At 71.0% G+C, this 12,520-nt stretch carries 12 protein-coding genes and 1 pseudogene; 8 read left to right on the top strand and 5 right to left on the bottom strand.

Translation table 11 applies throughout. From position 1 onward, the window contains the following. The 3 genes and pseudogenes from ABT147_RS41485 to ABT147_RS41495 form a co-directional block, all read left to right on the top strand. The coding region (locus ABT147_RS41485) for a CocE/NonD family hydrolase (protein ID WP_351416431.1) at nt 1–615 on the top strand (615 nt) is incomplete at its 5' end. Then, nucleotides 554–1,312: a CocE/NonD family hydrolase gene (locus ABT147_RS41490; protein ID WP_351416434.1), complete on the top strand. Its 759-nt coding sequence runs from the start codon at nt 554–556 to the stop codon at nt 1,310–1,312. The genes ABT147_RS41485 and ABT147_RS41490, both read left to right, overlap by 62 nt. Nucleotides 1,313–1,432: 120 nt before the next feature. Then, a pseudogene (locus ABT147_RS41495) lies at nt 1,433–1,744 on the top strand (MurR/RpiR family transcriptional regulator); the annotation flags it as partial. 49 nt (nt 1,745–1,793) lie between these two features. Here ABT147_RS41495 and hutU read toward each other — a convergent pair. The 5 genes from hutU to ABT147_RS41520 are packed head-to-tail and all read right to left on the bottom strand — an operon-like array spanning nt 1,794 to nt 7,890. Next, nucleotides 1,794–3,452 (bottom strand): urocanate hydratase, encoded by a 1,659-nt coding sequence (hutU, locus tag ABT147_RS41500; RefSeq protein ID WP_351416521.1) that lies wholly within the window; start codon nt 3,450–3,452, stop codon nt 1,794–1,796. A gap of 5 nt (nt 3,453–3,457) precedes the next feature. Continuing rightward, nucleotides 3,458–4,240 carry an enoyl-CoA hydratase-related protein gene (locus ABT147_RS41505; RefSeq protein ID WP_055634697.1) on the bottom strand — a complete coding sequence of 261 codons (783 nt, stop codon included), beginning with the start codon at nt 4,238–4,240 and terminating at the stop codon, nt 3,458–3,460. Then, nucleotides 4,233–5,108 (bottom strand): 3-hydroxyacyl-CoA dehydrogenase family protein, encoded by an 876-nt coding sequence (locus ABT147_RS41510; protein ID WP_351416437.1) that lies wholly within the window; start codon nt 5,106–5,108, stop codon nt 4,233–4,235. Before ABT147_RS41510 ends, ABT147_RS41505 begins: the two co-directional genes overlap by 8 nt. Nucleotides 5,109–5,128: 20 nt before the next feature. Next, nucleotides 5,129–6,352: a CaiB/BaiF CoA transferase family protein gene (locus ABT147_RS41515; protein WP_055634695.1), complete on the bottom strand. Its 1,224-nt coding sequence runs from the start codon at nt 6,350–6,352 to the stop codon at nt 5,129–5,131. Further along, on the bottom strand, nt 6,349–7,890 hold the full coding sequence (locus ABT147_RS41520) for an HAL/PAL/TAL family ammonia-lyase (protein WP_351416439.1): 1,542 nt from the start codon (nt 7,888–7,890) through the stop codon (nt 6,349–6,351). The genes ABT147_RS41515 and ABT147_RS41520 overlap by 4 nt, the downstream gene beginning before the upstream one ends. Before the next feature lie 343 nt (nt 7,891–8,233). Between ABT147_RS41520 and ABT147_RS41525 the strand changes: the two genes are divergently transcribed. From ABT147_RS41525 to ABT147_RS41545, 5 genes are read left to right on the top strand one after another with little or no spacing between them, the layout of a single operon-like run. Beyond that, a complete protein-coding gene (locus tag ABT147_RS41525) occupies nt 8,234–8,944 on the top strand; it encodes an IclR family transcriptional regulator (RefSeq protein ID WP_351416442.1) in 711 nt (236 codons plus the stop codon). Then, nucleotides 8,941–10,119, top strand: a complete 1,179-nt coding sequence (locus tag ABT147_RS41530; RefSeq protein ID WP_351416444.1) for an ABC transporter ATP-binding protein — start codon at nt 8,941–8,943, stop codon at nt 10,117–10,119. The genes ABT147_RS41525 and ABT147_RS41530 overlap by 4 nt, the downstream gene beginning before the upstream one ends. After that, nucleotides 10,116–10,769, top strand: a complete 654-nt coding sequence (locus ABT147_RS41535) for an ABC transporter permease (protein WP_351416446.1) — start codon at nt 10,116–10,118, stop codon at nt 10,767–10,769. The genes ABT147_RS41530 and ABT147_RS41535 overlap by 4 nt, the downstream gene beginning before the upstream one ends. Further along, the gene (locus ABT147_RS41540) at nt 10,766–11,509 is read left to right on the top strand and encodes an ABC transporter permease (RefSeq protein ID WP_351416448.1); all 744 of its coding nucleotides are present in this window, start codon (nt 10,766–10,768) and stop codon (nt 11,507–11,509) included. Before ABT147_RS41535 ends, ABT147_RS41540 begins: the two co-directional genes overlap by 4 nt. Nucleotides 11,510–11,519: 10 nt before the next feature. Continuing rightward, nucleotides 11,520–12,458, top strand: a complete 939-nt coding sequence (locus ABT147_RS41545; RefSeq protein WP_351416451.1) for an ABC transporter substrate-binding protein — start codon at nt 11,520–11,522, stop codon at nt 12,456–12,458. Nucleotides 12,459–12,520: the final 62 nt, after the last annotated feature.

The following is a 12,520-nucleotide window of genomic DNA, read 5'->3' on the forward strand; positions in this document are numbered from 1 at the left end:
GCGTTGTCCAAGCCGCCGGAGCTGAAAGCGATCGCGCCGATGGTCACGTGGTCCGATCCGGACGACGGGCTGTGGACGCGCGGCGGTGCGATCGAGCTCGGGATCACCGCGCCCTGGACTCTCATGATGGGTGCCGACGCGCTGATGCGCCGGCACAGCACCGACCCCGCGGCGCTCGTGGGCAGTCTCGGCGGGCTCGTGCAGGATCTCGACGGTCTGGCGGGCGGCGGTTACGGGGAGCTGCCCGCCGGGCGGTTTCCCGCGTTCGCCCGGTACGACCTTCCCGAGCTGGGCTACGAGCGGTCCCGGCGGCAGCCCGGCTGGGCGACGTCCTGCCGGGTCTCAGGCCGGCACGACGAGGTGGACCTGCCCACCTTCCAGGTCGGCGGCTGGTACGACATCTTCACCCAGGGCACGCTGGACAGCTTCACCGCCATGCGCAGCGCCGGCCGGCCCGCCACGCTGATCATGGGTCCGTGGAGTCACGCCAACCAGCAGCACGTCATCGGCGACGTCAACTTCGGGTTTCGGCGCGAACTCCGCCTTCATGGGCATGCGCGGACCCCTGCACGGCCTCCAGCTCGACTGGTTCCAGCGCACGATCGGCGGCGGTGAGGCGCTGGAGCCGGACATGGGCACGGTGCTGCTGTTCGTCATGGGCGTCAACCAGTGGCGCGAGGAGACGGAATGGCCCCTGTCGCGGGCCGTGGACACCCACTTCCACCTGCGCGCCAACGGTGGCCTGACCCTGGAGCCGCCGTCCACCGCCGAGCAGCCCGACGAGTTCACCTACGACCCCATGAACCCGGTGCCGACCACCGGCGGCGCGCTCCTGCTGTCCGACGAGTTCCGTCCCGGGCCGCTGGACCAGGCGGCCGTGGAGGGACGCGAGGACGTCCTGGTCTTCACCACCGAACCGCTCACCGAGGACCTGGAGGTGACCGGCCGGGTCCGGGCGGTGCTCTTCGCCGCCACGGACGGACCCTCGACCGACTGGGTGGCACGCCTGTGCGACGTCGACGAGAACGGTGTCTCCCGCAACGTGGCCGACGGCATCGTGCGGGTACGCGCGGCGACACCGGGCGAGGCGGCCGAGCACGTCGTGGACCTGTGGTCGACCAGCATCGTCTTCCGGACGGGGCACCGCATACGGCTCCAGGTCACCTCCAGCAACTTCCCCCGCTGGGACCGCAACCTCAACACAGGCGAACCCGAGGAGAACGCGACCACGGCCCGAGTGGCCCGCCAGCAGGTCTTCCACGACCCCGCACGCCCCTCCCGCATCGTCCTGCCCGTGGTGCCTCCAGCCTGACCGGGAGCGATGGGAGAGCCCGCCGATCCGTTGCTCCGGTGGGCAAGGGCGCCGAAGTAGCCATGTCGGCTCGGTCGAAGGGCGGCAGGCATCCTGCGGCGGAGGCGATGACCTCCCACGGGCGCCTCCAAGCTGCTGTGCTTCGCGCTGCCCTGGCATCCCCGCGAGGTCGTGGACACGCTGACGTACGCGAAGGAGGCCGGACTGACCGTCGTCAGGGTCGCCGACTCCGCGTTCGCGGCGGTCGCCAAGGTGTCCGACCTGCTGCTGCCGACCGCCGTCGGCACCGGGCTCGCCTTCGACACCGCCTGCGCGCCGATGCTGCTGGGCCGGGTGCTGCTGGAGGCGATCTGCGACGACCTGCCGGACGCGCAGGCCCGGCTGGAGCAGTTCGACGCGGCGCAGGCGGCGCGCGGGCTGTTCGTGGCGTGAGCGGCGGTGACCTCGGCGCGTTCTGGGAGAGCGATGCGCGTTCCGGGGATCAGACGCCTTCGCGCATAGGCACCCGGACGCCCCGCTCGTCGGCGACCGTCTCCGCGATGTCGTAGCCGGCGTCGACGTGGCGGATGACGCCCATGCCGGGGTCGTTGGTCAGCACGCGGCGCAGCTTCTCGCCGGCGAGTGCGGTGCCGTCGGCGACGGAGACCTGGCCGGCGTGGATGGAGCGCCCCATGCCGACGCCGCCGCCGTGGTGGATGGAGACCCAGGACGCGCCGGAGGCCACGTTGACCATGGCGTTGAGCAGCGGCCAGTCGGCGATCGCGTCGGAGCCGTCGAGCATGGCCTCGGTCTCGCGGTAGGGGGAGGCGACGGAGCCGCTGTCGAGGTGGTCGCGGCCGATGGCGAGCGGGGCGGCCAGTTCACCGGAGGCGACCATGTCGTTGAACCGCTCGCCGGCCTTGTCCCGCTCGCCGTAGCCGAGCCAGCAGATACGGGCGGGCAGGCCCTGGAAGTGGACGCGCTCGCCGGCCATCTTGATCCAGCGGTGCAGGGATTCGTTCTCCGGGAAGAGCTCCAGGATCGCCTTGTCGGTCTTGTGGATGTCGGAGGCCTCACCGGACAGGGCGGCCCAGCGGAAGGGCCCCTTGCCCTCGCTGAACAGCGGCCGGATGTAGGCGGGGACGAAGCCGGGGAAGGCGAACGCCCGCTCGTATCCGGCGAGTTGGGCCTCGCCGCGGATCGAGTTGCCGTAGTCGAAGACCTCGGCGCCGGCGTCCATGAAGCCGACCATCGCCTCGACGTGCTTGGCCATGGACTCACGGGCGCGGGTGGTGAAGCCCGCCGGGTCCTTGGCCGCGGCGTCGGCCATGTCGTCGAAGTCGACGCCGATGGGGAGGTAGGCGAGGGGGTCGTGGGCCGAGGTCTGGTCGGTCACGATGTCGATGGGGGCGCCCTCGGCGAGCATCTGCGGGAGCAGTTCGGCCGCGTTGCCGAGCAGGCCGATAGACAGAGGCCGGCGGGCGTCCCGGGCCTCCACCGCCAGTTGCAGGGCGTGCTGCAGCGAGTCCGCGCGCACGTCGAGGTAGCGGTGCTCGATACGGCGCTCGATGGCGCGCGGGTCGACGTCGATACAGATCGCGACGCCGTCGTTCATGGTCACGGCAAGGGGCTGCGCGCCGCCCATGCCGCCGAGGCCGGCCGTCAGCGTGATCGTGCCCGCGAGGGTGCCGCCGAACTTCTTCGCGGCGACGGCGGAGAAGGTCTCGTAGGTGCCCTGGAGGATGCCCTGGGTGCCGATGTAGATCCAGGAGCCGGCGGTCATCTGGCCGTACATGGTCAGGCCGAGGGCCTCCAGGCGGCGGAACTCCTCCCAGTTGGCCCAGTCGCCGACCAGGTTGGAGTTGGCGATCAGGACACGCGGGGCCCACTCGTGGGTCTGCATCACCCCCACCGGACGGCCGGACTGCACCAGCATCGTCTCGTCCTGCTTCAGGGTCCGCAGGGTGCGGACCATCGCGTCGAACGACCGCCAGTCCCGCGCCGCCTTTCCCGTGCCTCCGTAGACGACGAGCTTGTCGGGGTGCTCGGCGACTTCCGGATCCAGGTTGTTCTGCAGCATCCGCAGCGCCGCCTCCTGCTGCCAGCCCTGCGCGCTGAGCGAGCTCCCGCGGGGAGCGCGCACGGTCCTCGGTCCAGAAATTCCAGTCATCGTTCGTTGCTCCGGCGCTTGTCGAGGAAGGCCCGCAGGCCTTGGGTGTGGTCGTCGGTGGAGGAGTTGAGGGCGGCCAGGCGGCGTTCGGTGCGGATGCCGACAGAGAGGGGCGTCTCGAAGGCCGTCAGCACCGCCTCCTTCGCCAGCCGGACCGCGGTCGCGGGGTGGGCGGCGATGGTGCGGGCCGTGTCGTGGGCTGTGCGGTCGAGCTGGTCGGGGGGTACGACGCGGCTGACGAGGCCGGCGGCGAGGGCTTCGGGGGCGGTGATGGTGCGGCCGGTGAGGATCATGTCCATCGCGAGGGCCTTGCCGACCGCGCGGACGAGGCGTTGGGTGCCGCCCGCACCGGGGATCGCACCGAGACGCAGCTCGGGCTGGCCGAAGCGGGCGGTGTCCGAGGCGATGACGAGGTCGCAGATCATGGCGAGTTCGCAGCCGCCGCCCAGGACATGGCCGTTGACCGCCGCGACGAGAGGGATGCGGGTGGCGTACAGGGCCTCCCACAGGTCGCTGAAGTCATCGAGGTACGTGCCGACCGGGCCGGACTCCGAGAGTTCCGCCAGGTCGGCGATGTCGGCGCCGGCCGCGAACAGGCGTTCCGTGCCGCTGATGACGACGCAGCGGACGTCGGGGTCGGCGTCCCAGGCGCGTACGGCGTCCAGCAGAGCCGTCATCATGGCGCGGCTCAACGCGTTGGCCGCTTCGGGGCGGTGGAGGCGGACGTGGCCGACCGCGTCCTCAGTACGGGTCAGAATGGTGCCGGTGCCGTCAGCCATCGTGGGTCAACTGCCTGACGACGGCGTCCCGGTGGGCCTTGACCCGGTCGGCCCGTTCGCCGGGCCACTCGTAGAAGCCGTGTCCCGACTTGGCGCCCAGAGCGCCTTCGGCCACCAGTTTCCTCACGGACTCCGGCACTTCGGCCGAGCGGCTCAGCTCGGGCATCAGGATCGCCGACACCTGCTCGACCACGTCCAGCCCGGCCAGGTCCATCAGCTCCAGTGGGCCGCAGGCCGCCCAGCGTGGGGCGAGCGTCGTACGGACCGCCAGGTCGGCGTCCGCCACGGAGGTCACGCCCGACTCCACCAGGTGCAGCACCTCCCGCAGCACCGCGTACTGGATACGGTTGACGACGAAACCGGGGACATCCGCCCGTACGACGACGGGCAGCTTGCCGAGCCGCCGGGTCAGCGACTCGGCCCGCTCCATCGCCGTCGCGGTGGTGGCCTCGCCGGCGACGAGTTCGACGAGCGGCATGACCGGCGCGGGATTGAACCAGTGCATGCCGAGGAACCGGCCGGGATCGTCAAGTGCCGCGCCCAGCAGGGTGATCGGCACGCTGGAGGTGTTGGTGGTGAGCAGGCAGTCCGGTGTCACCGCGGCCTCGATCGAGGCGAGGACGTCCTGCTTGAGGGCGACCACTTCGGCGACGTTCTCGCTCACCACGTCCGCGCCGTCCAGCGCCTCCGCCAGCGAACGCGTGCGGAGGACCTCGTCCGGGACGAGAGCGCGCGCCGCCTCCAGGGTGGCTTCACTGCGGGACCACAGGGCGACCCGGCAGCCCGCTCGGGCGAAGACCTGGGCGATGCCCGCGCCCATGGTCCCGGCGCCGATCACCGCCACGGTGGGCAGTTTCTTCTCCGGCATCTCTTTCTCCATTCAGGGGCTCAGATCGCGCCACGGGCGCGCAGGCCCGCGATCTCGTCGGGGCTCAGCCCGAGCGCGGCGGCCAGCACCTCGTCCGTGTGCTGCCCGAGGACCGGCGCGGGTGCGGGGGCGGCGGGCTGCGCTCCGGAGAAGCGGACGGGCTGTCGCATCACGGCGACCTCGCCGGCCACCGGGTGCCGTGCGGTGCCCAGCAGCTGTCGCTGCCGCGCGTGGTCGCTGTCCAGGGCCTCCTTGAGGCTCCAGATGGGACCTGCCGGTACGCCCGCCGCCTCCAGCCGGTTCACGGCCTCGTCGACCGTCAGGCCACGCGTCCAGTTCTCGATCAGTACCCGGAGTTCGGCGTGGTGGCGGGCGCGCTGGGCGTCCGTGGCGAAGCGGGGGTCGTCGAGGAGTTCGGGCATGCCGGTCTCCTTGCACAGACGGGCGAAGAGGGCGTCGTTGGCGACCGCGAGGACGACCTGTCCGTCGCGGGCGGGGAAGCTGTCCATGGGGGCGGAGACCGGATGACGGTTGCCGATCCGCTCGGGTTCGGTGCCGTCGGCGGTGAACTGGGACAGCGACACGACCAGCAGGGACAGCACGGAGTCGAGCATGGCGACATCCACGTGCTGCCCGTGCCCGGTGACGTCGCGTTGCCGGAGCGCGGCCAGGGCACCGTACGAGCCGTACATCCCGGCGACGACGTCGCCGATGGACTCGCCGACGCGGGTCGGGCCGGTGCCGGGCCAGCCGGTGAGGCTCATGATGCCGCCCATGGCCTGGATGATGTGGTCGTAGGCGGGGCGGTGGGCGAGTGGTCCGGTCTGGCCGAAGCCGGAGATGCTGACGTACACCAGGCGCGGGTTGACGGCGGCCAGGGTGTCGTAGTCGATGCCGAGGCGGGCGGTGACGCCGGGCCGGTAGTTCTCGATCAGGATGTCCGTGTCGCGCACCAGGCGGTGCAACAGGTCGCGGCCCTCGTCGGACTTCAGGTTGAGGGTGATGCCGCGTTTGCCCCGGTTGAGCATCATGAAGTACGAGCTCTCGCCGTTGATGTGCGGGGCGAAGTGCCGGGAGTCGTCGCCGGCGCCGGGCATCTCGACCTTGGTGACCTCGGCTCCGAGGTCACCGAGCAGCGCCCCGCAGAGCGGACCGGCCAGGACCCGGGAGAGGTCGAGGACCTTGACGCCGGACAGCGGGCCTTTCTGATCTGCGTTGTTCTCGCTCGTCACCGTGCTCTTCATCGGGCCAGTCCTCCCACTACTGCTTCCACGGCCGCCACGAGGCTGCCGTCCGCGACCAGCTCCCGGGCCGCCGCGAGGTCGGGGTACATCTCGCGGTCCTCCTCCAGGGCGGCCACCCGCTCCCGGACCGCTCGGTACGCGGCCCCCGTCCCGGCTCCCGGGCGCAGGGTGCCGTGGTGCTCCAGCCCCTGCGCCGCCGCCAGGATCTCGATGCCGAGGCCCTGCTGTGCGTACTCGACCGCCTGCCGGGCCTGCCAGCCGGCGGGGACGCCCATGCTGACGTGGTCCTCCTGCATCGCCGAGGTCGGGATGTTGTGCACGGAGGCGGGCTGGGCGAGTGCGCGGGCCTCGGCGGCCAGCGAGGCGGCGACGTACTGCGGGATCATGAAGCCGGAGTCCTCGCCGCCGGGGGCCGCGAGGAAGGCCGGCAGTTCGCTGAAGTGGGCGTTGGTGAGGCGGTCGGTGCGGCGCTCGGAGATGTTGAGCAGGTGGGTGACGGCGATGGCGAGGACGTCCAGCGCCATGGCGACCGGGGCGCCGTGGCCGTTGCCGCCGGTGTGGGCGGTGAGCTCGTCGCCGGCGACGGAGAACAGCGGGTTGTCGGTGACCGAGTTGGCCTCGATGGTGACCGTGCGCTCGGCGTAGTCCAGCGCGTCGCGCACGCTGCCGTGGACCTGGGGCGCGCAGCGCAGGCTCAGCGGGTCCTGGAGGCGGTGGTGACGGTGCGCCGCCACGATCGCGCTGCCGTCGAGCAGGGCGCGCAGGTTCGCGGCGGTGGCCGCCTGGCCGGGGTGCGGGCGGGCCTGCTGGACGCGGGGGTCGAAGGCGCGGTCGTTGCCGCGCAGGGCCTCCAGGCTCATCGCCGCCGCTATGTCGGCGGCGGCGGTCAGCAGCCGGGCGTCGTGGACGGCGAGCGCCGCCATCGCGGTCACCTCGTACGTGCCGCTGACCAGGGCGTGACCCTCGCGGGGGCCCAGTTCGAGAACGGGCAGACCGGCGCGGCGCATCGCCTCGGCGCCGGGCAGCAGCTCGCCCTCGAAGTACGCCCGGCCGAGACCGGCCGTGACCAGGCCGATGTGTGCGGTGCCGATCAGATAGCCGACCGAGCCGCGGCCGGGGGACCAGGGGGTGACGCCTCGGTTGAGCATCGCGACGAGGGTCTCGACCAGACCGAGGCCCACTCCGCTGCGGCCCTGGGCCATCGCCCGCACGATCAGGAGGATCATGGCGCGCATGACTTCGGGCGGGTAGGGCTCGCCCACCCCGCAGGCATGGCTCTTGAGCATCTTCAGCTGGGCCGACGACACGTGCTCCGGGGCGACCGGCACGTCGTAGAGGTCGCCGACACCCGTGGTGAGCCCGTAGACGGGCGGTCCGTCCGCGTCGAGGCCAGCGAGCATCCGGACGCGCATGCCCTTGACCGCCAGGGCGGCTTCCTCGGTGAGCAGCACCGGGGCGCCGTGCCGCGCCACCGCCACGATGTCGTCAATGGACAGCGGCGTGGATCCGATGGCCACCGGCTCCCGAGAATCACTCACGGTATTCCTTCCCAGCGGTGCGTGTGTATGGAATCGGACGCTATGGACGCCCGGTTTCACGTCTCACTCGCCGAGGTTTCTGCCCGATGAAACCCGATTGCCACCAGGTGGCAGAGCGGCCTGCTCAGGATGTTCTTTCGGGCTCCGCGCATATCTGTGGCAGTGCAATCCTGCCCTTCGGGGAGCATTTCCCCTGCCGGGTAGTGACTCTTCGTGCGCAAATCGCCACCATGCGTTTCCCGTATTCCGTCTGGTGGCAATCGGGATTCACTCAACAGAAACCGTACTGAATACATCCGAAAAGAACCGTCCCTAGTGTTGCCACCTATTCAGGAGGTGGGGCATGGGCGAAACGTCGACACGGACTGCGGAGCGGGCGATGGCTCTGCTCGGCGTGGTCTGCGAGCACGGGGCCATCACCCTGGCGGAGAGCGCCCGGGAGACCGGGCTGGCGGCCAGCACCGCGCTGCGCCTCTTGCGCGCGCTGGAGAACGGCGGTTTCGTACGACGCGAGGCCGACGGATCGTTCCGCCCCGGCACCCGGATCGTGCAGTTCGGGGCACGGGCCCTGAGTCACGAGTCCCTGGTGCCGTACTGCCGCGAGGCGATGGAACGGATCGTCGCGGTGACCCGGGAGTCGGTGTACCTGAGCATCCCCTCGCACGAGGACACCGCCCTGTACATCGCGATCACCGAGGGCACTCACTCGGTCCGGCACACCAGTTGGGTGGGCCGGACGATCCCCCGGCGCGCCAGCGCGGTCGGGGCGGTGTTCGCGGGGGAGACGCCGGCCCGGGGTTACGTCGTCGTGGAGGACGGCGTCGAGAACGACGTCACCGCGATCGCGGCACCACTGCTCACCGGGTCCAGGGTGATCGCCGCCCTGAGCGTGGTGGTCCCCGACTACCGGCTGCGCGGCGACAAGGTCATACGGATCGGGGCCCGGCTCGCCGGTGAGGCCCACGACCTGTCGCGTTCGCTCGGCGGGCAGCTACCGCCGCCGGCACAGCTGGCACAGCCGACATACGGCACCGTAACGGAGAGAATGTCATGATCCGATTCGACAACGTCACCAAGGCATATCCGGACGGTACGGTCGCCGTCGACCGGCTCAGTCTGGAGGCACCGACCGGGAAGATCACCGTTCTGGTGGGGCCGTCCGGCTGCGGCAAGACCACCTCCATGCGCATGGTCAACCGCCTGATCGAGCCCACCTCCGGCACCATCACGCTGGGCGGACAGCCGGTCTCCGGGACCGACGCCACCGAGCTGCGACGGAAGATCGGTTACGTCATCCAGCACGCCGGCCTCTTCCCGCACAAGAACGTCGCCGACAACGTCATGGCGCTCCCCCGGCTCCTCGGGCTCGGCCGCCGCGAGGCCCGGACCCGGGCCCTGGAACTGCTGGAACGGGTCGGCCTCGGCCCGCAGTTCGCCGACCGCTACCCCTGGCAGTTGTCCGGCGGCCAGCAGCAGCGCGTCGGTGTCGCCCGCGCGCTGGCCGCCGACCCGCCCTACCTGCTGATGGACGAGCCGTTCAGCGCCGTCGACCCGGTCGTACGCGCCCAGTTGCAGGAGGAGTTCCTCCGCCTCCAGCGCGAGATCGGCAAGACGATCGTACTGGTCACCCATGACATCGACGAGGCGCTCAAGCTCGGCGACCAGGTCGCGGTGCTCCGCGAGGGCGGGCGGCTCGCACAGGCCGCGGCCCCGGCCGAGCTGCTGGCCCGGCCCGCCGACGCCTTCGTCGCGGGCTTCGTCGGCCGTGACCGGGGCTACCGGGCGCTGGGCTTCGCCGGTACGGGAGACGGCGTGATTCCCGCCGCCGAGCCTGCCGTCGTGCTCGGCGCGACGCGCGCCGAGGCCGAGGCGGCGGCGCTGGACGGCTGGATCCTGGTCACCGCCCCCGGCGGTGAGCCGGTCGGCTGGGCCGCGCTCGACCGGCTCGACGGCGACCGGGTCACCGAGCAGGACCTCAACCTCAGCGCCACCACGGCCCGTACGGACGGCACCCTCCGCGAACTGCTGGACGCGGCACTGTCCTCTCCCAGCGGTCGCGGTGTCCTGGTCGACGCCGAAGGACACCTGGCCGGGACCGTGTCGCCGACAGCCGTGGCCCGCGCGATCGAAGAGGCCGCGTCGGTGTCCGCCCCTGCGGGGGCCATCGCTGGGTCCGTCGAGCCTGCCGCCGGGTCCGCCGTCGAGGCCCCCGCCGGGAGCCACCTGTGACCGCCGCGGAATGGCTCCGCCACAACGCCGGAGAGATCGCCGACCTCACCGCATGGCACCTCTGGCTGTCCATACTGCCGCTGCTCATCGGCCTGCTGGTCGCGCTGCCGCTGGGCCGGCTGGCCCACCGCAGCCGCCGGCTCTACCCGATGCTGGTGGCGCTGGCCGGGCTGGTCTACACGGTGCCCTCCCTCGCTCTGTTCATCCTGCTGCCGAAGTTGCTCGGCACCCGGATCCTCGACCCGGTCAACGTGGTCATCGCGCTGAGCGTCTACACAACGGCGCTCCTGGTGCGGGTCGTGGCCGACGGGCTGGCGGCCGTACCCGCCGACGTCATCCAGTCCGCCCACGCCATGGGCTACCGGTCGCACCAGCGGCTGATACGGATCGAACTGCCCATCGCCGTACCGGTCATCGCCGCCGGGCTGCGGGTCGCGGCGGTCTCCAACGTCAGCATCGTGTCGATGGCCGCGCTGCTCGGTGTGCCGCAGCTCGGCTCGCTGTTCACGCAGGGCTTCCAGCTGCACTTCTTCGCCCCGATCGTCACCGGCGTCGTACTGAGCCTGGTCATCGCGCTGGTGCTGGACGGGCTGATCCTGCTCGCCGGCCACTCGCTCACCCCTTGGCAGCCCAGGAGGTCCGCCCGATGAGCACGAGCATCACCGGCTGGCTCACCAATCCCGTCAACTGGAGCGGTCCAGACGGCATCCCCGCCCAAACCCTGGTCCACCTCGAACTGTCCGGCATGGCGCTGGCCATCGCCCTCGTCATCGGCGTGCCCGTCGGCCTCCTGATCGGTCACACCGGGCGCGGCGCCTTCCTGATCGGCGGCCTCGCCAACGCGCTGCGTGCCCTGCCGACGCTGGGTGTGCTGATGATCGCGGTGCTGCTGATCACCCCGCACATCGCCTCCGACCTGGCGTTCACCATTCCGAGCCTGATCGTGCTCGTCCTGCTCGCGGTGCCGCCGATCCTGACCAACACCTACGCGGGTGTCTTCGCGGTGGACGCCGCCGCCGTCGACGCCGCGCGCGGCATGGGCTGGCGTAGCCGGGACATCCTGCTGCGCGTTCAACTGCCGTGCGCGCTGCCGCTGATCCTGTCCGGGATCCGGGCCGCGGCGCTGCAGATCATCGCGACCGCGACCGTGGCTGCTTACGTCTCGCTCGGCGGTCTCGGCCGGTTCCTCATCGACGGCCTCGCCCAGAGCGACTACGCGCAGATGGCGGGCGGAGCGATCCTCGTCGCCGCGCTCGCCCTGGCCGTCGAACTCCTCCTGCTCGGGCTGGCCAGACTCCTCGTCTCGCCCGGCCTCACCCGCGGGGTCTCCCGCCGCATTTCCCCTCCCGCAGTACCGGCATCCGCCACCGCCACCGCCACCGCACAGTGAAGAGAGTCCCATGAACAGCGCATCCACAAGAAGCAAGAAGCTCCTCGGCCTCGCGGCCCTGACCGCCACCGGCGCCCTCGTCCTCACCGCGTGCGGCAGCGGCGGTGACCCGATGAGCACCAGCGCCACGGCCGGCGCCTCGTCCGCCGCCGACACCATCACCGTCGGGTCGGCGAACTTCACGGAGAGCCAACTCCTCGCCACCATCTACGCGGAGGCGCTGAAGGCCAAGGGCGTCAAGGTCAAGACCCGGCTGAACATCGGCAGCCGGGAGACGTACATCCCCGCGCTCAAGGACGGCTCGATCGATCTCCTCCCGGAGTACACGGGCGCGCTGCTCCAGTACTTCGACCCGAAGACGAAGGCCAGCAGCCCGGCCGAGGTCTCCGCCGCGCTGACCAAGGCGCTGCCCTCTGGCATCTCCGCGCTCAAGCAGTCCACGGCGGAGGACAAGGACGTGCTGGCCGTCACCCAGAAGACGGCGACCGCCCACGACCTCACCACCATCTCCGACCTCGCCCCGGTGGCCGGCACGATGGCACTGGGCGCGCCGCCGGAGTGGAAGACCCGGGTCAACGGCGTGGTCGGGCTGAAGAACGTCTACGGGTTGTCCTTCAAGAAGTTCGTCTCGCTGGACGCCGGAGGCCCGCTGACCCTCGCCGCCATCACCAACAACCAGGTTCAGGTCGGTGACCTGACCAGCACGGACCCCGCCATCGCCAAGAACAAGCTCGTCACCCTCAAGGACGACAAGAACCTCTTCCTGGCCGAGAACATCCTGCCCGTCATCAACAAGGACAAGGTCACCCCCACCGTCACCAGCACCCTCAACGCCGTGTCCGCGGCGCTGACCACCGAGGGACTCATGGAGCTGAACGGCAAGGTCGCCAAGCTCGACGACATGAGCGACGTCGCCAAGGCCTGGCTCACGTCCGCCGGTCTGAGCTGATCTCCATCGCCTTCTCAGCCTCGTCTCACGTTCTCTCGCTGATCTGGGTCTTCGAACTTGAG

Origin of the sequence: Streptomyces sp. NPDC001868, from assembly GCF_040297125.1 — a bacterium.
Classification (GTDB): Bacteria; Actinomycetota; Actinomycetes; order Streptomycetales; family Streptomycetaceae; genus Streptomyces.